Annotated in this window: 15 protein-coding genes; 6 read left to right on the top strand and 9 right to left on the bottom strand. The window is 47.9% G+C overall.

All coding sequences use genetic code 11. From position 1 onward, the window contains the following. Positions 1 to 9: 9 nt before the first annotated feature. From Cabys_RS08920 to Cabys_RS08900, 5 genes are all read left to right on the top strand, one after another. Complete coding sequence (locus Cabys_RS08920; RefSeq protein WP_006930008.1) at positions 10 to 3,378, top strand: FAD-dependent oxidoreductase; 3,369 nt, start codon at positions 10 to 12, stop codon at positions 3,376 to 3,378. Between the two features lie 74 nt (positions 3,379 to 3,452). Next, entirely contained in the window at positions 3,453 to 3,896 is a 444-nt protein-coding gene (locus Cabys_RS08915; RefSeq protein ID WP_006930007.1) for a hydrogenase iron-sulfur subunit, read from the top strand. Between the two features lie 33 nt (positions 3,897 to 3,929). Then, positions 3,930 to 4,919: an NADH-quinone oxidoreductase subunit B family protein gene (locus Cabys_RS08910; RefSeq protein WP_006930006.1), complete on the top strand. Its 990-nt coding sequence runs from the start codon at positions 3,930 to 3,932 to the stop codon at positions 4,917 to 4,919. A gap of 48 nt (positions 4,920 to 4,967) precedes the next feature. Continuing rightward, the gene (locus Cabys_RS08905; protein WP_006930005.1) at positions 4,968 to 6,446 is read left to right on the top strand and encodes a Ni/Fe hydrogenase subunit alpha; all 1,479 of its coding nucleotides are present in this window, start codon (positions 4,968 to 4,970) and stop codon (positions 6,444 to 6,446) included. Further along, positions 6,436 to 6,963 carry a hydrogenase maturation protease gene (locus tag Cabys_RS08900; RefSeq protein WP_006930004.1) on the top strand — a complete coding sequence of 176 codons (528 nt, stop codon included), beginning with the start codon at positions 6,436 to 6,438 and terminating at the stop codon, positions 6,961 to 6,963. Before Cabys_RS08905 ends, Cabys_RS08900 begins: the two co-directional genes overlap by 11 nt. 625 nt (positions 6,964 to 7,588) lie before the next feature. Here Cabys_RS08900 and odhB read toward each other — a convergent pair. The 3 genes from odhB to Cabys_RS08885 form a co-directional block, all read right to left on the bottom strand. Continuing rightward, positions 7,589 to 8,824, bottom strand: a complete 1,236-nt coding sequence (odhB, locus tag Cabys_RS08895; RefSeq protein WP_006930003.1) for a 2-oxoglutarate dehydrogenase complex dihydrolipoyllysine-residue succinyltransferase — start codon at positions 8,822 to 8,824, stop codon at positions 7,589 to 7,591. 8 nt (positions 8,825 to 8,832) lie between these two features. Next, positions 8,833 to 11,532: a 2-oxoglutarate dehydrogenase E1 component gene (locus Cabys_RS08890; RefSeq protein ID WP_006930002.1), complete on the bottom strand. Its 2,700-nt coding sequence runs from the start codon at positions 11,530 to 11,532 to the stop codon at positions 8,833 to 8,835. A 731-nt stretch (positions 11,533 to 12,263) separates the two neighbouring features. Further along, positions 12,264 to 13,037: a GNAT family N-acetyltransferase gene (locus tag Cabys_RS08885; RefSeq protein WP_006930001.1), complete on the bottom strand. Its 774-nt coding sequence runs from the start codon at positions 13,035 to 13,037 to the stop codon at positions 12,264 to 12,266. 266 nt (positions 13,038 to 13,303) lie between these two features. Here Cabys_RS08885 and Cabys_RS08880 point away from each other — a divergent pair, with 266 nt between their 5' ends. After that, a complete protein-coding gene (locus tag Cabys_RS08880) occupies positions 13,304 to 14,128 on the top strand; it encodes a hypothetical protein (protein WP_006930000.1) in 825 nt (274 codons plus the stop codon). Positions 14,129 to 14,136: 8 nt separating this feature from the next. On the opposite strand, the gene Cabys_RS08875 is transcribed toward Cabys_RS08880, so the two are convergent. From Cabys_RS08875 to trpC, 6 genes are all read right to left on the bottom strand, one after another. Further along, positions 14,137 to 14,922 carry a DUF3108 domain-containing protein gene (locus Cabys_RS08875; RefSeq protein ID WP_006929999.1) on the bottom strand — a complete coding sequence of 262 codons (786 nt, stop codon included), beginning with the start codon at positions 14,920 to 14,922 and terminating at the stop codon, positions 14,137 to 14,139. A 555-nt stretch (positions 14,923 to 15,477) separates the two neighbouring features. Further along, positions 15,478 to 17,553 carry a S9 family peptidase gene (locus Cabys_RS08870; RefSeq protein ID WP_006929998.1) on the bottom strand — a complete coding sequence of 692 codons (2,076 nt, stop codon included), beginning with the start codon at positions 17,551 to 17,553 and terminating at the stop codon, positions 15,478 to 15,480. 1,143 nt (positions 17,554 to 18,696) lie between these two features. Continuing rightward, on the bottom strand, positions 18,697 to 19,485 hold the full coding sequence (gene trpA / locus Cabys_RS08860; protein WP_006929997.1) for a tryptophan synthase subunit alpha: 789 nt from the start codon (positions 19,483 to 19,485) through the stop codon (positions 18,697 to 18,699). 56 nt (positions 19,486 to 19,541) lie between these two features. After that, positions 19,542 to 20,753 (bottom strand): tryptophan synthase subunit beta, encoded by a 1,212-nt coding sequence (gene trpB / locus Cabys_RS08855; RefSeq protein WP_006929996.1) that lies wholly within the window; start codon positions 20,751 to 20,753, stop codon positions 19,542 to 19,544. A 148-nt stretch (positions 20,754 to 20,901) separates the two neighbouring features. Then, positions 20,902 to 21,555, bottom strand: coding sequence for a phosphoribosylanthranilate isomerase (locus Cabys_RS08850; RefSeq protein ID WP_006929995.1), 654 nt, complete (start codon positions 21,553 to 21,555; stop codon positions 20,902 to 20,904). Further along, a complete protein-coding gene (gene trpC / locus Cabys_RS08845) occupies positions 21,539 to 22,351 on the bottom strand; it encodes an indole-3-glycerol phosphate synthase TrpC (protein ID WP_006929994.1) in 813 nt (270 codons plus the stop codon). Before trpC ends, Cabys_RS08850 begins: the two co-directional genes overlap by 17 nt. Between the last annotated feature and the right edge of the window lie 11 nt (positions 22,352 to 22,362).

Raw genomic sequence — 22,362 nt, 5'->3', positions numbered from 1 at the left:
GGTTTATTTATGAAAGAGAATGGAAAAGTAAAAATCGGTGTGTATGTGTGCCACTGCGGCACGAATATCGCCGCAAAAGTCAATGTTCCCGAAGTGGTTGAGTTCGCTTCCACGCTGCCTTTTGTAACCGTGGCGCGCGAATACAAATTCATGTGTTCGGATCCCGGGCAGGAATTGATTAAACAGGACATTCAAGAATTTGGCATCAATCGCGTGGTAGTCGCTTCCTGTTCTCCGCTGATGCACGAAACAACGTTTCGCCGCGCCGTGGAAGAAGGCGGCAGCAATCCTTACTTTTTCCACATGGCCAATATCCGCGAACACGATTCGTGGGTAACCGAAGATGTTCAGCAGGCCACGCACAAGGCCAAAGCATTGATTGCCGCGGCGGTTAAACGCGTGTTCTATCACGAAGAACTTGAAAAAAATTCCGTGCCGGTTAATGACAACGTGCTGATTGTCGGCGGCGGTATTGCCGGTATTCAATCCGCACTGACCATTGCCAACGCCGGCAAAAAGGTTTATCTGGTAGAACGCGAGCCCTCCATTGGCGGGCACATGGCAAAATTTGACAAAACCTTTCCCACGCTGGATTGCGCCTCCTGTATTTTAACGCCCAAAATGACACAGGTGGCCTCGCATCCCAATATTGAATTAATGACTTACGCCGAAGTGGATGCCGTGGAAGGCTACGTGGGCAATTTTAAGGTGCAGGTGCGCAAAAAGGCGCGCTACGTGATCGAAGACCTGTGTACTGGCTGCGGCGAATGCACAAAAATCTGCCCCATCACCGTGCCTTCAGAATTTGACGAAGGGCTGGGCTCGCGCAAGGCCATTTATCGACCTTTTCCGCAGTCGGTGCCCAACACCTACACCATTTCGCGGCGCGGCATTCCGCCCTGCCAGGCCACCTGCAGTCTGCATCAAAAAGCGCAGGCCTACATTCAGTTAATCGCCAAAGGCGAATTTGAAAAAGCGCTGGAAATCATTCTGCTGGACAATCCTCTGCCCTCCATTTGCGGGCGCGTTTGTTCCCATCCATGCATGTCGCTCTGTTCCAGGAACAAGGTGGACGAGCCGGTTAACATTCCCGGTTTAAAACGCTTTGTCACCGACCAATTTGCCGATTACGAACTGCCCAAGCCCGATCCTGCATTAGAGCGTAAGGAGCATATCGCCATTGTCGGTTCCGGGCCTTCGGGTCTGATGTGCGCCTACGAGCTGCGTCAACGCGGCTATAAGGTAACCATCTTCGAATCCGCCTCTCAACCGGGAGGAATGCTCATTCAGGGCATTCCGGCCTTCCGCCTGCCGCGCGGCATCATCAATAAAGAAATTGAACGTCTGGAACGCATTGGTATCCACATAAAATTGAACACGCACGTCGGACTCGATATTTCTTTGAAAGAATTAAAGAAAAAATACGCGGCCGTTTATTTAGCCATCGGCGCGGGCGTTGAACGGAAGTTAAACATTCCGGGAGAGGATTTACGCGGCATCTGGGGCGGTATCGACTTTTTACGGCGCATTAATCTGGGCATGCACGTTACGCCCGGCAAACGCGTGCTGGTGATTGGCGGCGGAAATTCGGCCATTGACGCTGCCCGTACCGCTTTACGAAGCGGCGCAGAAGAAGTAACCATCGTCTATCGCCGCAGCCGCAACGAAATGCCCGCCGATCAGCTGGAAGTAGAAGAGGCGGAAAAAGAAGGCATTCGCTTCTACTTTATGGCTTCGCCCCTGCGCTTTATCGGAAATAACGGACGCGTGACAGCCATGGAATTCATTCGCACCAAGTTAGGCCATCCCGACGAGACGGGACGTCGCCGACCGGTGCCTATCCCCAATTCGGAGTTTACCCTGCCCTGCGACGGCGCCATTGTTACTATCGGCCAGAAACCTGATGTGGAAGCTTTGCGCGACCGGTTGGGGCTGGCCGTCACCAAATTCAACACATTTGCAGCCGATCCGCTTACTCTGGAAACCAACATCCCCGGCGTTTTTGCCGGCGGCGACTGCGTAACCGGCCCGGACGTGGTGGTCAACGCCATGTTCGCCGGTCGAAAAGCAGCCATTTCCATCGATCGCTACTTAAACAATCAGGACCTTTCCGAAGGACGCGAATTGGAGGGGCCGTTTGAACCGACCTTTGATCTGGATACTGAAGGCGTGCCAGTCAAATGGCGCGTGGAAATGCCGGCCATTGATATTGAAAAAAGGCGTACGTTTGAAGAGGTACATCTTGGCTACACGCCAGAGATGGCCATGGAAGAAGCGATCCGCTGCCTGGCCTGCGGCATATGCTGCGATTGTCAGCTTTGCTCTACCGTTTGCGAGGCCAAAGCCATCGATTACAATCAAAAAGACGAAATCAAAGAAATTGATGTGGGAACGATTATTTTAGCCACCGGCTTTAAAACCTTCGACGCCAAAAAGATGCCAAATTATGGTTACGGCCGCTACCATAATGTGTTTACCAGTCTGGAAATCGAACGGCTCATTAACTCGGCCGGGCCAACCGGCGGAGAAATTATTTTACAGAACGGACAGCAGCCAAAAAGCGTGGGCATCATTCACTGTGTGGGATCGCGCGATGTGCATCATCACGCCTACTGCTCACGCGTTTGCTGTATGTATTCGCTGAAGTTTGCCCACCTGCTGCGCGAACGTCTGGATGCCGAAGTGTACAATTTTTACATCGACATGCGCGCCTTTGGCAAGGGCTACGAAGAGTTTTACGATCGTATTTTAAAAGAAGGCGCACACTTAATTCGCGGACGCGTGGCCGAGGTTACGGACGTGGCACTGGATCCATCCGAAAAAGGCAAGCTGGTGATCCGTGTGGAAGATACCATGATTGGCATGGTGCGCCGCATTCCGGTGGACATGGTCATTCTTTCGGTGGGATTGGAAGCGCAGCCGGACGCCGATATGATCCGCCGCTTATTTAACATTTCTTGCAGCACCGAAGGCTTTTTCCTGGAACGGCACCCGAAGCTGGCGCCCGTTTCAACCTTTACCGATGGCGTTTTTCTGGCCGGCGCCTGTCAGGGGCCGAAGGACATTCCCGATGCGGTGGCTCAGGCCGGCGCGGCAGCTGCCGAGGCCCTGGCATTGATTGACAAAGGCGTGGTAGAACTGGAACCAAACACAGCCTGGATTAACGAAGAAGCCTGCTCCGGCTGCCAGACCTGCGTGGCGCTCTGCCCCTTCTCGGCTATTAGTTTTGATCCTGAAAAACATATCTCGGTGGTTAACGAAGTGCTATGTAAGGGCTGCGGCACCTGTGTGGCCGCCTGCCCCAGCGGCGCCGCCATGCAACATCTGTACCTGGACGAACAAATATTTGCCGAAATCGACGGCGTGTTAATGGTGTAATTGGCACTAAATTAGGGAGTAGAATTTTAAAAAAGCCAATAAAATTAGCAATAAGCATTTAAAAGGAGAATTCCATGTTTGAACCTAAAATTGTTGCGTTTTTCTGTACCTGGTGCACTTACACGGCGGCCGATTTAGCCGGCACGGCGCGCATGCAATACGCGCCTAATGCGCGTGTCATACGCGTCATGTGTTCCGGACGCATCGATCCCCAATTTGTGCTGGACGCCTTTCGCAAGGGAGCCGACGGTGTGTTGTTAGGCGGCTGTCATCCGGGCGACTGTCACTACCAGGAAGGCAACTACAAGGCACTGCGTCGTTACCATTTACTGCAACAATTACTCAAACAGATGGGCATTGAAAAAGAACGCCTGCGACTGGAATGGATTTCCGCCTCTGAAGGCGATAAAGTAAAACAGGTGATCGACGAGATGACGGAAACGCTTCGGAAACTGGGGCCGCTCACCATCATGGAAAAAGCGGAAGAAACGCCCGTGCGGGCCGCTTCAATTTCTTAAGAATAAAAAAATCAATTTGGTGAGGAATTGAAAATGAGCAAACCTAAAGTAGCCTTTTACTGGTGCGCCAGTTGCGGCGGCTGCGAAGAAGCTGTTGTTGACCTGGCCGAAAACATCCTGGATGTGGTGGCGGCGGTGGATATCGTTTTCTGGCCGGTCGCTCTGGACTTTAAACGGCAGGACGTGGAACAAATGGAAGACAGGGAGATTGACGTTACCTTTCTCAACGGCGCCATCCGTTTGCAAGAACAGGAAGAGATGGCCAAACTCCTTCGTCAAAAGTCCAAATTAATGATCGCTTTTGGCAGTTGTTCACACCTGGGCGGGATTCCGGGACTGGGCAATCTGTGGAATCGGGATGAGATTTTTCAGCGCGCCTACCATGAAGTGCCGTCCATGGAAGAACAGAACGGCAAACATCCCATGACGCACTTTAAAGCGCCCGAAGGAGACCTGGAACTGCCCGAATTTTTCGACACGGTACGCACCTTAAACCAGGTGGTTGAGGTGGATTACTATCTACCTGGCTGTCCACCCACGCCTAAATTGCTGCTGCAGGCGGTGCAGGCCATTTTAAAAGGGGAACTGCCGCCGCCCGGATCGGTGCTGGCGCCGGACAAAGCGCTGTGCGAAGAATGTCCGCGGAACGAAAGCAAGCCGGAAAAATTGTTAATGACCGATATCAAACGTCCCCATCAAATTCATATCGATTCTGAGAAATGCTTGCTGGCTCAGGGAATTATCTGCATGGGGCCTGCAACGCGCGCCGGCTGCGAAGCGCTTTGCGTTAACGGCAATATGCCCTGCACCGGTTGTTTCGGACCGACTTCAAAGGTGCTCGACCAGGGGGCCAAGGCGCTTTCGGCCATTGCTTCCATCATTGATTACAATGACGAGAACGACATTCAACAGGTGATGAATAAGATCGTCGATCCGGTCGGAACGTTCTATCGCTACAGTTTACCGGCTTCCCTGTTACAGCGCAGAAACATGGCTCATTTAAAAAAGGAAACGGCCTCATAAAGCAGCGGAATTTTCGAAAAATAAAACCAAAACCTATGGAGCGTGATTATGGGACAAAAAATTACCATAGATCCAATTACCAGGCTTGAAGGCCATGGCAAAATCGCCATTTTTTTAAACGACAGCGGCAATGTGGATCGCGCTTACTTTCAGATACCTGAGCTACGCGGTTTTGAAAAGTTTGCCGAAGGACGCCCTGCGGAAGATATGCCTCAGATTACCTCGCGTATTTGCGGCGTTTGCCCGACCGCGCACCACATGGCCTCGACCAAAGCGCTGGACGATCTTTACAAAATAGAACCGCCTGCAACCGCCAGAAAGATCCGGGAGCTGGTGTACAGCACATTCATGGTCGAAGATCACGCCTTACACTTTTTCTTTTTAGGCGGACCCGATTTTGTGGTGGGCCCGGATGCGCCCAAAGCAAGTCGCAATATTCTGGGCGTTTTGCAGAAAGTGGGCACCGAAACGGGGCTGAAAGTGATTGGCATGCGTCGGCAACTGAGAGAACTGATCACCGAAATGGGCGGCAAGGTCATTCATCCTGTGTTAGGGTTGCCTGGCGGCGTTTCCAAAAAAATGACCAAAGAAATACAGGAACGCTTTGTTGACGTTGCCAACCAGGCGGTGGAGTTTGCGCTGTTTAGCTTGCAGTTGTTCGAAGACGTTGTTTTGAATAATTCGGCGTACGTGGACATTATCACATCGCCGGCGTACACGCACAAAACCTATTACATGGGTCTGGTTGACGATAACAATCACGTTAATTTTTATGACGGCTGGATTCGCGTGGTTGCGCCGGATGGTAAAGAGTTCGCCCGCTTCAAGGTTCAGGAATATTTAGACTGGATCGCCGAACACGTGGAGCCCTGGACTTACGTAAAATTTCCGTTCTTAAAAAAGGTGGGCTGGAATGGATTTTCGGAAGGCAAAAAATCGGGCATCTACAGCGTGGCGCCGCTGGCCCGGCTGAACGCCGCCGAGGGCATGGCCACGCCCAGGGCGCAGGAGTTCTATTTGAAATTTTTTGAAACGCTGGGCGGCAAACCCGTGCATTTTACGCTGGCCAACCACTGGGCGCGCTTAATCGAACTACTGTACGCCGCGGAACGCATGGCAGAGCTGGCAAACGATCCGGAAATTTTAAGCGATAACATCCGCAATGTCCCCACAGAAACACCGACGGTGGGAATAGGCGTGGTGGAAGCGCCGCGCGGCACGCTCTTTCATCACTATCAGACCGACGAGCAGGGCGTCATCCAAAAGGCCAATTTAATTGTCGCCACGCAAAATAATGCGGCGCGCATTGCCATGTCGGTGGATAAAGCCGCACGTAATCTGATCAATGACGGGCACTACGACGACGGCATTTTGAATCAGATTGAAATGGCCTTTCGCGCCTACGATCCCTGTCACGCCTGCGCCACCCACTCGTTCCCGGGCGAAATGCCCGTCATTTATCAATTTTTCAATTTAAAAGGCGAAAAACTGTGGGAGATTGTGCGCGGGACAAACCATGGGCGGTGAGAAAAAAAACACCCTAATTCTGGGGCTGGGTAATCCGCTTTTGGGCGACGATCGTCTGGGGCTTTTACTGGTTGAGGATTTGCAGAAAAACAGCCAGCTGCGGCAAAAAGCCTCTTTTTTTTTTTCCAGCCAGTCCGGGCTTTATTTGCTTGACCTGCTAATCGGTTATCAATGTGTTATTTTTATTGATACCATCTCCTGCGCACGTGAAGTTGCAGGCCAGGTTCAATGCATTGCTTTAAAAAAATCCGCCGCCACGGTTTACGGCAGTTCTCCGCACTACATCGGCATTCATTCCATGATTGCCCTGGGAAATCGTTTGCATCTGAACATGCCCAAAGAGCTGTGGTTAATCGGCATAACCGTGAATGAAGGGCTGCAGATCGAAGAAGGGCTGAGCAAAGAAATTCAAAAAAAATACGGACAAATCTTAAAAAAGGTTGAACGGGAAGTACTCGGCATTTTATCGGGCAGATCGCTAAAGGGGGCTCGCCCGTGCCGGGCTTCCATGTGTTAAATCATCATCCTGCCGGGATTTAGGGGGCCATTTGCAAACTTAAAAAGGACAATGGGCAGGATGTGTTCATGGTCTGGAATGGTGATAAAACGTTAAGGTGTTAGTGTGCCAGCCGCGATTTAAAAGTCATAGGAACGCATCAGGATCGTCCAATTCCATCCGGCACGGGTGATGCGTTGGTGAAGAGGTTTTGGTCAAGGGATGGTAGCCCGGGGCGTTGCCCCGGGCTGATTTCTTCACCGCAGCAAGCAGCGCTCTGACAGAGCGCTGCTTCACTCCCCTCCCCGTAAAATGAACTGATCATGAACAACCTCACAGCGCCGTTTAAATCAGCCACCATACACCCAATGCAGTCGCCAGAGGCGCCCGTTTGACTTTGGCGCGCATCAAACCTGGACCACTTTTTCAGAGGGCTGCCCCAGAAGTTGAAACTTACTTCAGGCAGCACTTTCTTTTTATTTAACAGAGGGAAAAACAGGGGGGAGTTTTCAAGGCAGCGTAGCCGCAACCAAAATCAAGCGCAACGTGCGCAAAGTAATTTTCTACTCTACTGACTTCTCTGTGCGCTGTGCGCTGCGCGCTCTGTGGTTGCTTAAATCCCTGCGGAAATACTCTGCCTTAGGCTTTACACATCAAGCAACAAACGGATAGGACGCTCAATTAATTCCTTAACGCGTACCAAAAATTGAACCGACTCTTTGCCGTCAATGACGCGGTGATCGTAGGACAGCGCCAGATACATCATGGGACGAATGACCACCTGTCCCTCAATGGCCACGGGACGCTCCTGGATGTTGTGCATCCCCAATATGGCGGTTTGCGGAATATTTATGATGGGCGTGGAAAGCAAAGAGCCAAACACACCGCCGTTGGTAATGGAAAATGTGCCGCCTTTCAACTCCTCAATCGATAATTTTTTGTCTCGCGCCGCCGCGGCCAGCCGGGCCACTTCCCTTTCAATTTCAGCGAGACTCAGATTCTGCACATCTCTGATTACAGGCACCACCAGACCGCGATCGGTAGAAACGGCGACACCAATATCCACGTATTCATGGTAAACAATGTCCTCACCGTCGATTCTTGCATTGACCACAGGGAACTCCTGTAAAGCCTGCGCCGTCGCCTTGATAAAAAAAGACATGAAGCCCAGCTTAACGCCCTTTTTCTGCAAAAATTCCTCTTTGTATTCCTGCCTGAGCTTAATGATTTCGCTCATATCCACTTCATTAAAAGTGGTGAGCATGGCCGTGGACTGCTTGGCCTGCACAAGATGGCGGGCAATGGTCTGCCGCAGAGTGGACATTCGCTCGCGGCGCTCTTTTCGTCCAATGCCGGATGGTTGCGCGCTTTTTGTCCGCTCTTCATCCTCTTTAAACTCTGCGGCCTGGGCGGCGAGCGCGTCGTTCTGCTGGTCTTTTAATAGCTCTTCCAGCCTGGCTTTGGTGATCCGCTCATCGGCAGAAAACCTGGCCAGTAACTTTTCGTCGATCTTTTTTTCCTGGATGATCTTACGGGCGACCGGTGTAATTTTCAGTTTGTGCTCTTCTGCGGTTTTCGTCGCTATGTCAACCGTTTTTTCCACAACCGACTCATCGGAAACCTTCGAATCTTTTTGAGGCCGGGCAGCATCTGTTTCGATGGTGGCGATAGGCGTGCCAATGGGTACGGTTTCTCCTTCCTTCACCAATATTTTAATCTGACCGCTATTTTCCGATACGACTTCTAAAGTGGCCTTTTCTGATTCCACTTCACAGATGATTTCATCCTGCTCCACAAAATCCCCGTCTTTTTTCAACCATTTGCCAATGGTTACCTCGTTAATCGATTCACCGACTTCCGGCGCTTTGATTTCTATTCTCATTTTCTCTTCTACTCTTCTTTATTAAAAATTTTTTCCAGTAATGCGTTTTGTTCCTGTACATGTTTTAAATGCGATCCCGTGGCCGGCGCAGCGCTGGCCGGACGGCTGACCGTTTTTACCTGCATTGTACTCAGTTCTCTTTCCATGAACCACAGGGCTCCGGCATTCTCCGGTTCCTCCTGCGCCCACCACACTTCTTTTAAATTGGAATACCTTTTCAGAATCCGCTCTAATTCTTCTTTCGGAAAGGGATAAATTTGCTCCAGGCGGATCACGGCCGTGCTCCGGTCGCCTACCTCCTGTCTGCGCTGGTTAATATCATAATAGAATTTGCCGGAGCAAAGCACGGCCCTCGTCACCTTTTTTCGATCCACAACAGCGTCATCGATAATCGTTTTAAACGTTCCGGTTGTAAATTCCTTTAATGAACTGACGCATTGGGGATGGCGCAGCAGACTTTTAGGCGTAAAGACGATCAAAGGCGATCTGACGTCCAATTTTACCTGCGATCTCAATAAATGAAAAAAATTGGCCGGCGTTGTGCAGTTAACAATACGCATGTTCTGATTGGCGGCCAGCAGTAAAAAGCGTTCAATGCGGGCTGACGAATGATCGGGCCCGTGACCCTCATAACCGTGCGGCAGGAAGAGAACCAGCCCATTGTCCTTGTTCCACTTTTCCGCAGAACTGGCGATAAACTCATCAATAACGATTTGCGCGCCATTGGCAAAATCGCCGTACTGGGCTTCCCAGATCGTAAGCGCATTGGGCCTGGCGCAAGAATAACCGAATTCAAAGCCCATCACGGCATATTCCGACAACGGCGAGTTGTAAATGTAAAACGGCGCCTGATCTTCGGACACATGCTGCAGCGGGATGTACTGCTCTTCATCATCCTGCGACAAAATGGCCGCATGGCGGTGCGCAAAAGTGCCGCGCACGCTGTCCTGCCCGCTGAGTCTGACCGGAATTTTTTCATGCACCAGCGTGCCAAAGGCCAGCGCTTCGGCCATGCCCCAATCGATATTCTTTCCCTCCGCAAACCGTCTCTGCCGCTCATCATAAATTTTAAGAATTTTTGGCAGAGGATTTAACTGCTCCGGAATGCGGAAAATGCGCTCCGCCGTCGTTTTTAATTCATCCAACGGAACACCGGTTTTCGGCAGAGAGGAGCGGGACTGCCTGCCATTGGACTTCTGTTTTTGGAGAGTGGAAATGGGAGCTTTTTTATCGCGCACCCAGTTTAACTTTTCCTGCAATTGCACCTGAAATTCGCGCTCCATCTTTTCGGCCAGGCCGCGTTCCACCTCGCTGCTTTTGAGCAACTTTTGATAGTAAATCGTACGCGGATCGGGGTGATTGGCAATGGCCTGGTACAATTTAGGCTGGGTAAAACGCGGTTCGTCGCCCTCGTTATGACCATAGCGCCGATAACCTAACAAATCAATAAACACATCGGTATGAAACTTCTGACGGTATTCCATGGCCAGACGAATAACGTGCACCACCGCCTCGGCGTCATCGGCATTTACATGAAAAACCGGCGAAAGCGTCACTTTAGCCACATCGGTGCAGTAGGTGCTGGAACGACCTTCCAGATAGCTGGTGGTAAAACCCAACTGGTTATTAATTACCAGATGGATGGTTCCACCGGTTGCGTAGCCTTCTAACAAAGACATTTGAATCACCTCGTACACCACGCCCTGACCGGCGATGGCTGCATCGCCATGAATGAGAATGGGCACAATTTTATTAACGTCCCCATTGTACTGCTCGTCAATACCCGCCCGCGCCATACCTTCAATAACCGGGTCAACCGCCTCAAGATGAGAAGGATTGGGAGAGAGGCTCACTTTTACCTGTTTTCCACGTTTGGTTTTCAACAGACTGGTATAGCCCAGGTGGTATTTCACATCGCCCGAGAAGGAACCTTCATCAAGCGGGAAATCCTCGAATTCAGCAAAAATTTCTTCGTAGGTCTTTTCAAGAATATTAGCCAGCACGTTGAGTCGTCCGCGATGCGCCATACCAATCACGAACTCTTCCACTCCCAATTCTGCGCCGTGCTCGATTAAAAAATCAAGGCCGGGAATCAACGTTTCGCTGCCTTGCAACGAAAATCGCTTTTGCCCCAGATAGCGCTTGTGCAAAAAAGTTTCAAATACCAGCGCTTCGTTCAACTTCTGCAAAATCCGTTTTTTATCCTCAATAGACAAATGGGGCTCGTTTCTGGTGGATTCCATGCGCTCGCGCAGCCACTGCACACGCTCCGGCACCCGAATAAACATGAACTCCGCGCCAACCGAACGGCAATAGGTATGGTTTAAATGCTGCAGTATCTCTTCAAGCGTCGCCGCACCGATACCAATCAACTCGCCGGCATGAAACACCGTTTTAAGGTCTTGTTTGCTCAAACAGAAATTTTCGATATCCAGAGTGGGACGATATTTCCTTCTCTGTCTTACGGGATTTGTTCTGGTGAACAGATGTCCTCTGGTTCGGTAGGCATTGATCAATTCTATGACCTTGAATTCCTTTGCCAGCTGTTCGCCGTCCGCAGAGACGCCTGTTTTTTGCCCTAACTCAAAGCCCTCGAAAAAACGCTGCCAGCTCTCGTCAAGCGTTGAAGGATCCTTTTTGAACTGTTCATATAAACTTTCCAGATAGCCTGAATGTATGTGATCTAAATAATCTATTGCCTGTATCATTTTTCCCTTAAATAAATTGAAATCTTCTATGTTTGTAAACTGTAAAACGCAGGATTTTATTTCTAAGTAGTGGAAGTAAAGATACCTTAAAAATATCATTACCCATTTTACATATTTAACTGGTAAAAATTATTGCGCCGCCTTTTAAGAATACTTCCTTCGTAGCATCTGTCCCGCCATGGCTGAATTGGTTGAATGGTTGATTAGTTGAATGGTTGAATATTCAACAAAAACTCTCATGCCTTACAGCGTTAAATAAAGACTGCTTGCACTGTGTGCTTGCACTTTGTGCTTGCACTGTGTGGTTGCACTGGGTGCAATCTGCTCTCCCAGACTTTTATTCTGGGAGAGAGAAATCGAGGGGGTAAGGGCAATTGAAATGATTTTTAATTTTAAACATTCTTTATGCCCTTTGTGACTTCTCTGCGCTCCCTGTGGTTGCTTAAATTCCTGCGGGAATGTTTTTGGTTGTGGCTATGCTGTACTTGAATTAAAAATTAAAAATTACGAATTACGAATTATCACGCGGAGCGGGAGGCTGTGCCCGAATTACGAATAGTAGAGTGCCGATTCGCTTAACTTTGGTCTCAGAATAATTTGTTTATTCTCTTTCTGCGATGATTGGCGTAATCTGCGAGAAAATTACTTTGCGCGCGTTGCGGGTAATTTTAGTTGCGGCTATTTTGCCTCAGAGCGAACATCTCACTTTATTCGAAAGGCGGCTTTTTTCTCTACATTGTCTGCCCGAACAGTCTTTGCCATTTCTCACGCAGCAGGCTCATGCGCAAAACATCGTACGACTTGCCGTCGATCAAAACTTCAGAATACAAAATCCCTTCCAGTTCAAAACCAAACTTGCTGTTTAGATTAATATTCTTAATATTGGTGTCCAGCGAATGGATGTAAATTTTCTGGAAATTAAGAATCTCAAAAACATAGTACAAAAAGAGGAAGGTCGCTAATTTACCGATGCCGCGGTTCCTGTACTCCGTAGCGCCGATAAATTTTTTCATTTCCAGTTTTTTATTGACCTCATCAATGTTTTCAGCTCCAATGATGCCCACCAGATGCTCTTTTAAATATTTAACGGCAAAATACTGCTTGTTTGGCGCGTGAAGCAAATATTCTTCCAGTTTTTCCTTATCCTGCGGGAAAAAGCGAATAAAGGTCTGACTAATTTCGTGTTGTTTCAACCATTCACAAATAGTGGGGATACATACCTCGGCCAAAGGTTCAATGTGGACCTCGCCTAAAATGATTTTTTTCTCGATGTGCCAGCGGTCATCTACTTCGGATAATTGCAACTCCTTACTGTAAGTGCCATTGTTATTGATAGGCTTCTTCTGCAGTACATGATCCAACAACTGTGTAGAGACATTGATAATATCGCTTTGGTTTACGCCATAATTAATTAGCTCTTTGTAAAAAGAATGGGTAACCAGTTTAACAATTTGGCGATGCTTCTCTTTTTCGAGCCGTTCCATCTCTTTTTTTGTGTCCAACATTTTTCACCTTTTCATAGATTTTGTTAAAAATTGTTTTTCTTAATATAAGATAATTTTTAAAGTTGACCAAACTTTGAGCAAACGCATAAAATTAATAAGAATTTAATTTTTCTTTGTGTTTAACTCAATATTTTAAGTCAAACGCCGATTTAAACATTCATAACAGAACTGAAATTAATATAATTTTTGTGCTATTCAACAAAAATGAAAAGAAAGTTCGTTTTAATTTACAGAGAACAGGAAAATTAAAACAGGGATGATTCGTTATGGAAGAGAAGAAAAAGGCGTACAAAGAGAATATCTTAACGACGAAATCCAATCTCAGCGGTTTGGCCGGCGTATTCGAAACCTTACTCCGTAAATTCCGAACCGGTATGTTTTTGTTAGCTTTGCTGCCGCTCTATTTTGTTGGAATTATTGCCATGGGAATATCAGCCACACCGGGCGTCTATTTTTTCTTCTGGATTAAAAGTGCTACGGCTGCCTGGGATCCGATTTTTCACTATTTTATGATCAGTACGGCTGCCGTTTTAGCCTATTTTATTTATGGTTTTTGTCTGATTTTTGTCATTCCTTTTTTTAATTTTTTAATACCATTTAAAATCAAACCGTTCCGCGGCAACTATTTTTCTTATCACAGCGTGCCATGGTACATTCATAATGCGCTGACCTATATCGTGCGCTACACATTTTTAGAATTTGTTACGCCCACGCCGCTAAATGTTCTTTTTTACAAAATGATGGGCATGAAAGTGGGAAAAGGCGTGCATATTAACACCACCAATATTTCAGATCCGGGTTTGATTGAGATTGGCAACTACGTAACCATCGGCGGCTCTGCCACCATCATCGCCCATTACGGGCAAAAAGGCTATCTTGTACTGGGCAAAGTGAAAATTGGAGACGGAGTTACAATCGGAATGAAATCGACCGTCATGGGCGACGTTGAAATCGGCCCGGGGGCCATGATCGCACCGCATGAGGTCATTTTCCCCAAGTCAAGGATTCCGGCCCATCGCAAGCCGCCCAAAAACAACCAGCAAAACAATCAGCACGAAGAAAAAAAGACCAACAAGGCGTCCGCCTCCTAAGGGACGCCTTATTCATAATGCCAGTTTTTCCAGGATTCCAGCTCCACAACCACATTACCAACAAACACTTTAAGCAGCGCTTTTAACGGCACTCGGCGCTCATCTCGCGTGAACCAACCCTTGTAATCGCCGGTAACACCGGCGATGCCTTTAATATGGAACGTTCCTTCCACCCGGATCGTCAGGAGCTCTTTTCCAACCGAACGAATCTTCACTTCCTCTACCTCGCTGCCAAAACGCATATCCAGCGGGCCCGTTCGATCATTAATAAAAGTGTACAATTCAAATGTTTTATTGGGCGAAGCATTGCCCCGTGCAAAAAATGTCAAAGAAATCCCATCGTACAAATTGTGCTCTAAATTGATAATTTTTTCATCCAGCACATGGGTGGAATCATTTACATCCAGTACCTGCATCAACGCCTGTCTTTTATCGTAGTCAAATTGATAAAGCAATATGTTCTTATTCCCCGACTCATTTTCATTAACCAGGTAAATGACCGGACGGAACAGGGAGTCGATCAAACACTCGTATTGATTGTGAATATTGACAAAAATTAAAACCGGATTGGAATCCATTAACAATTTGATGCGGTACAACTTCTGGTTTTTTATTCTGACCGTATCTTCCACGATCATCTGCAGAGTCCCCAGGCGAATGAATGACCAGCTTACTTTCCACGTAAGCCGCTCGCCGACCTGCCAGCGAAACGGAGGAATTTCACCGGCGGCTGCATACTTTTGTACAACGAAAAACTGTCCCCACAGCAGGATGGCTATAATAAACCTCCTCATGGTCACGTCCTTTCGCCTTGTTTGATTGGCCACAATCTGTCCGGAATTTCCCCGGCACTCTTCTTCCGCTTAAACCAAAAAGAGTTTTAAGTAAAGTAAGATGCCTTGCGTAAATTTTCAAACATTTTTGAAAATAAGTTCGCTCTATTAAGTATGATTTGTCATTTCGACCGAAGAGAGAAATCTTATAACCACAATCAAATCAATCTAATTTTTTAGGCAAATTCAAAAATTTTTGAGAAGCGCGCTTTTTTTGCCACTCCGTTTTTTTTAGAATATTTCGATGTTCCATTTGCTGAAGAATGGGCAGGCGATTCAACAAAAAAGCGAGGTCATTTAAATGATTTCCCGGGCGAGTAAAAGAACTCGCGTCTTCGATAGCCGAGTCGGCGCATTAGTCATCCTGTTCACGATGGACACTCCTGTCGACCAACGGAAGTTCTCCTTGCCTGGGACGAAGAAGACTTTCACCTTCACGCTCATACTCCATGGCAGGCGAAAATAAAAAACGGCGGTAAGTCCGCTTGTACTCACCGCCGTGGTATTGCTTGTTCCTTACTCCGGTAGGCTCAGACCATACTTTTCGCTGATGTCCAGCGGTGGCATGGGGCCATCAACCGGATGATTTTCCTTTAAATACCAATCATACCAGTCCAGCACCCGATAGAGCACATCAATTTGCCCGGGCTGGCGGGCGTTTCCGTGGCCTTCGCCCGGATACTGAACCAGGCGCACGGTTTTATCATTCATCTTAAAGCGCCGGTAAAGCTCCAGGCTCTGGGAAGGATGGACGCGCGTATCCGCCGTCCCGCCAAAAATCAATAATGCCGTGCGGGATTGATGCGCCCAGTAAATGGGGCTGCGTTCCAGAATTTTTTGCCATTCTTCTTCGATTTTTTTACCGGCATGAACCAGTAATTCCTCATAGGGTATATCCGTAGTACCTTTTTTACTGATCATGTCGCTGACACCGACGAACATACAGGCCGCTTTAACCAGATCGGTGTAATAGGTGGCAAACCAGGCTGCGGCATAACCGCCATAAGAGCCTCCGCCAAGTCCCACGCGCTGCGGATCAACCAACCCCTGATCAATCAAATATTTAATGCCGTCCGCAATATCGTCAAATTCTTTGCCGGCCGGATCGCCAAAGCCCTGCATGGCAAACTCGACGCCGTAGCCGGTACTGGCCCGGTAGTTGGGGTAAAACACAAAATAACCGCGCGCAGCCAGCGTCTGGCCGGGCGTTGCGTACCGACTGATCCAGCCGTTGGAATAGTGCGATTCAGGGCCGCCGTGCACCTGCACCACCAGCGGATATTTTTTACCTTGCTGGTAATCTACCGGGTAAATAAGCAATCCCTCAATTTGCAGGCCATCCCGCGCCGCATAATGAATCACTTTTTGCTCGCCCAGTGTTTTATCGGCCAGCCAGGGGTTTAAAGTCGTCAGACGCGTTAAACGTTTGCGTTTTTTCCATAAAAAGACTTCACGCGGAAAAGTGGCAGAATGTCCGGTAAACACAAAGACCTTTCTGTCTCTGGACATGGAAGGCACGTCAAAAATGACGCCCTGCTGGGCAGAGTGCAGTATTTTTTTTCGTTTGCCGTTTTTTACGTTGTATTCATACAAAACATTTTCCACGCCTTCGGCCGCCAGATACAACATTTTATTATTGGAAAGCCAGCCCACCCAGGTGATGTGTCCCCGGTATTTGGGCGGCGTAATATTCACTGCTTCCTTTTGCGGTTCATCCAGAGAAATTAAAAAAGCCTGGCTGAAGTCGCTATCGTGTTCGTTCAGCCCCGCGTTGTAAGCCAGCCACCTGCCATCCGGACTGACGCTGGCATTGCCTAATTTACCCTTGTTCTGGCTTACCTTCTGATAGCTGCCATCTTTGAGATTTACTTTGTACCAGTGCGTGAACATGTAGTGATAATCAATCAGATTTTTTTCGGTCATTCTGGCAAACAGTTGACCGCCCTGCGGATCAAAGATAAAATCCAGAACCGTAATGTCGCGCGTAATCTGACGTTCCTCTTTGGTGGTTAGATCATAAGCGTACAGATTGATGTGTTTCCACTCTTCTTCGTAAAAGATGAAGTCGTAGCCTTTTTTACGTAAAAACTTTTCCTTTTCAGATGGCGGCTCCGTGGCGCTAAAGACCAACATCTTACCGGAAGGATGCCATTGGTAGCGGGAAATATTTTTTTGGACATCGGTAATAGGATAGGCTTCCCCTCCATCCAGCCGAATTTCGTAAACCTGCCTGAACTCATCGCCCTCCCGTTTGTCAAGAAAGGTAATGGCCTTGCTGTCCGGCCGCCATTGCACGCCGACAACCCTCACCTTACCAGTAATAAAGGGCGTGATTTGACGCGTTTTTAGCGCCATAACATAAAGCTCTGAATAGGCGCTGCCCGGCTCATCGTCCGCAGCACGCGGCACGCGCACGGTATAAGCGATATAGTTGCCGTCAGGGCTAACCTGAGCAGTAGCAACCATCTTAAGCTGCAAAAGCTCCTGCGGAGTTAACAACCGTTCATCGCTCTCAGCAACAGCGAATGAATGGCTAAAAAACAAAATGATAAACATTAACAAGATTAAACGATGGAACGACTTAAATGGCATGGTACTCCTCCAATTGGTTTTACACTCTTTTTAACTTAAAAACCAAAAGCTACAAAAAATTCGATATAGTTCAAGTTTTTCGGAAGGCCGCATGGCCAAAATCAAAAAATTCTATTGAGAAAGTTTACTGCCCATATTTAAGGAGAATTTTTACAGTATAAAAAAAATTTATGGTAATCCATGAGTCCACTCTAAAAAGGTATTGTTATCCAAATTCATTTAAATGGGCCTATTGTTTTTATTTAAATTACATAAAATATATTCGTGTCCATTCGTGAAATTCGTGGTTTTTATACTGAACTCATCCATAGATCAAGAAAATCACGGTTCAAAACACTAAGGCATCATGGCCCCAGTCAAAAATTTTATTATAGACGGTTTTGGCAGTAAAAAAATCAACCGCAACGCGCGCAAAGTAATTTTCTCGCAGATTACGCCAATAATCGCAGGAAATTATTTAACATTTAAGACGAAAGCTAAGCAAATCGGCACTCTACTATTCGGGCACAGCCTCCCGCTCCGCGTGATAATTCGTAATTCGTAATTCGTAATTCGTAATTCGTAATTTTTAATTTTTAATTTTTAATTTTTAATTTTTAATTCTAGTACAGCATAGCCACAACTAAAAAAATTCCCGCAGGAATTTAAGCGACCACAGAGAGCTCAGAGAAGTCACAAAGGGCGCAATGAATATTTTAAATTAAAAATAGTTTCAATTGCCCTTACGCCTCGATTCCCTTCTATCACAATAAAAATTGGGGATAAGGGGAATATTTGCTGTTGAGAATTTTCTCCGACGGTGTGCTGGGCGCCAACGCCGGATAATTTCTATTTAACCATTCAACGGTATAGATTCTTCACTCCGCTGGCGCTCCGTTCAGAATGACAGGCTAGCGACTATTCAACCATTCAACCATTCAACTAATCAACTAATTAACTATTCAACCAATCCAGCAGCACAAAAATTTTCCCATCCCGCCATGTCGGACCGAATCTTTCAAGGGAAGTATTCTAAAGGAGATATTTTAAGATGCTCACCGGACTATCATTCCGCCCCGGCCATCTTCATGATTAACCGCCCAAGCTGAGCATCTCCTTCACCCAGCCTTTTATTTTGGGAAAGGGGAATCATGAGGGCGAGGGCTAATTTCCTCGAATCTGTGTTACAAAACGGCTGATTTCTTTTTTTAGACTGCGTCGCTCACAGGAATCCAGCAAACGAATAAATGCGCTGCCAATAATAACGCCTGCCGAATAGCGATTGTAAAAATTAAAATCCTGCGCAGACTTTACGCCAAAACCGATAAAGAATGGATGGCGCAGCGATGTTTTTAAATCGCCTAAAAATTTTTCCATTTGCGGCAGAGGGCGATTATTCCTGCCGGTTACGCCGGTATAAGCTGTACAATAAATGAATGCCCGGCTTAAACGATCAATGTACCGTATGCGCTCCATGCGCGTGTTGGGCGCAATCAGGTAAATCAAATCCAGATCGTAAGACTCCAGCAGAGAAAGATAGGGCTCGCTTTCTTCCACCGGCCAATCCGGTAAAATCAAACCATCCACGCCGATTCTGGCGCATTCGGCAAAAAAGTTCTTCAGACCAAATTGAAAAACGGGATTCAGGTAACCCATTAAAATTATGGGAATCTGACTTTGTGTACGAATTTTTTTTACGATTTCAAAGATTGTGTGTAAATTAACGCCCTGTCTCAGCGCTCTGTCCGCCGCTTTTTGAATAACCGGCCCGTCGGCGATGGGATCGGAAAAGGGCATGCCCAGTTCAATAAAATCCACGCCGGCTTGTTCGCAGGCAAGAACAATGTCTGATGTTGAATCGATATCGGGAAAACCGGCCATTACATAAAGCGAAAGCATCTTTTTTCCGCTTTTAGTGTTGCGCTCTATTAGTTCACGCAGACGTTTGCTCATTTTAACCGTTTACCTTTCTTACTTTGTTTTACAAACTGGCTAAAAGGCGCTGCCGCCTATTCCAGATACTTAAGATAGGTTTCCATGTCTTTATCGCCTCTGCCGCTTACATTGACAACCACCACTTGTTGAGGAGAAGTTTCGGGCATCAATTTTTCCAGATAAGCCAGCGCATGGGCGCTTTCCAGAGCTGGAATGATGCCTTCCAATTTACTGAGTAAAAAGGCAGCCTTCAGGGCTTCTTCATCCGTAACGGAAGTGTAAACGGCGCGGCCGTCTTCCTTCAAAAAACTGTGCTCCACGCCAACGCCCGGGTAATCCAGCCCGGCCGAAATGGAATGAGGCAGCTGCACCTGCCCGTCCTCGTTTTGCAGAAGATAGGTCAGCATGCCATGAAAAATGCCCGGCTTTCCGGAGGTTAACGAAGCCGCATGTTTGCCGCTTTGCAATCCCAATCCGGCAGCCTCCACGCCAATTAATTTAACGCTTTTAAAATCTAAAAACGGATAAAAGAGACCGATAGCGTTGCTTCCGCCGCCCACACAGGCTACCAGGTAATCGGGCAGGCGTTTTTCCTTTTCCTGAATCTGTTCCTTCGTTTCACGCCCAATCACACTTTGAAAATCACGCACCATCATGGGAAAAGGGTGCGGCCCCACCACCGAACCGATGATGTAATGTGTGTTTTGCACATTGGAAAGCCAGTCGCGCATGGCCTCGTTGGTCGCGTCTTTCAAAGTTTGCGTGCCGGAAAACACGGGGCGTACCTCGGCGCCCAGCATTTTCATGCGCTGAACATTGGGCTTTTGTCGTTCCACATCTTGCTCGCCCATGTAAATGCAGCACTCCAGGCCGGCCTTTGCCGCCACCGTGGCCGTGGCCACGCCATGCTGGCCGGCGCCGGTTTCGGCGATGATTCGTTTTTTGCCCATCCGTTTCGCCAGCAAAATTTGACCGATGGTGTTGTTAATTTTGTGCGCGCCGGTGTGCGCCAGGTCTTCGCGTTTTAAATAAATTCTGGCTTTTTGATAATATTGGGTAAGATTTTGCGCAAAATACAACGGCGTGGGGCGCCCTGCGTAGTTTTTTAACTCCTCTTCAAATTCTCTGAAAAATTGCGGCTCGTTTTTTAACGCCTGATAGGCCGCCAGTAATTCATCCAGCGCCGGCTTTAAAATCTCAGGCACATATTGCCCGCCAAAGCGCCCGAAGTAGCCGCGCTCATCGGGTAAGTAAGTGAGTTTTTTATTTAACGTTTCATTCGACACCTGAATAACTCTCCTATTGTTAGTTTGAGTATTCTTTTCAAATTACACGGTCTCATCGCCATGCTCCCCTTCCAATCTCCGGGAAAAGAAGAATGGTATTGAGGGCCTATTGCGCGCCCAACAACCAGAATTTCCATCAAAGGCAGTGTTAATTGTTTCCGTTCTGTTTTGCCCGATCGATCTTTGCAAGATTAAACGACAGCACGGTCATCTGCATCGCCCGAACCTTTTCCAGATCCTTAACTCCGGGCGCGCGTTCCGCTCCACTGGCTACGTCAATAACCGCCGGGTTGACGGCTGTTAAGGCTTTTAGAATATTATCAGGATTAATGCCGCCCGCCAGAAACAATCGTTCGCGCGGAACTTCTGCGGGCAGTTGAAGCCAGTTTAATGTCCTTCCAGTTCCGCCATAGACGCCGGAATGAAAGGCATCCAGTAACACGTACTGCTCGCCGCGCCTCTGGTAGCTAAATTCAACGCCATCTTTTAAACGAAAGGCGGCAATGACCGGCGCCGGCAGGCGGTTAAAATCTGTAAAATCAAGCGGATCGTAAATCTGCAAAAATTTAATTTCCGTGTGTTTTAGGATTTGCAGGCACTCCCGCAGCGTTGGCCGGACCAGAATACCCACCGTGTTCACCCAGGCCGGCAATTGGCGGATGATCTCCCGCGCCCGGCCAGTCGTAACGAAGCGCGGGCTCCGTTCGTAAAAGTTAAATCCTAAAAAACTTACGCCCAGCTCTGCGATCTTCTGCGCTTCCTCTAATCGGGTGATGCCGCAAATTTTAAGATGTGTAAACATGCCCGGTCGCCTCTATCAGATGTCTTAAAAATTTACTGGGATCTTGCTGACGCATCAGGGCTTCGCCGATCAAAACGCCTTTAAAACCGTGCGTTTTGAGTTGTACGCAATCATCCGCCGATTTTACTCCGCTTTCGCTGATTGCGGGCAGGCCGTGCGGCAGGTAACCGATCATTTTAAGAGAATGGTTGAGATCCACTTCAAAAGTGTCCAGATTTCGATTGTTGACGCCCAGAATTACTGGGAGCGTTTCAATATGCGCCGGCAATTTTTCAATATCCTTTTTACCGTGCAACTCAACCAGGACTTCCAGGCCAAGTTCGCTGGCTAACCTTAACAAGCGTTCCAGTTGATCCGTATCCAGAATTCGAACGATTAAAAGGATGAGATCGGCTCCCATCAGAGCGCTCTCCCAGACCTGGTATTCGTCAATAATGAAATCTTTGCGCAACAACGGCAGATCAATCGCATGTCTAATTTGCGTGAGGTCTTCCTGCCGCCCGTTGAAAAAGTGTTTATCGGTCAGTACTGATATGGCCGCCGCGCCGCCCGCGGCATAGGCCTTCGCCTGGTCTGCAGGATCGACCTCCTGTTTAATCCATCCGGCGGATGGAGAGGCTCTTTTCACCTCGCAAATGAACCGTAATTCGGCGCTGTTTTTCATTTTTTCAATCAGTGAAAATTTTTTTGCAGCGGAGATCGCCCACTTCTGCTTTAAATCCTTTAAAGGAATCCTGCGTTTTAGCGAAGCGACTTCTTTTTGTTTTTGGCGGACGATCTTTTCCAGAATTTTCATTAACTTCTGAA

Source organism: Caldithrix abyssi DSM 13497 (genome assembly GCF_001886815.1).
GTDB lineage: Bacteria > Calditrichota > Calditrichia > Calditrichales > Calditrichaceae > Caldithrix > Caldithrix abyssi.
This window is presented reverse-complemented; position numbering and strand designations above follow the sequence as displayed.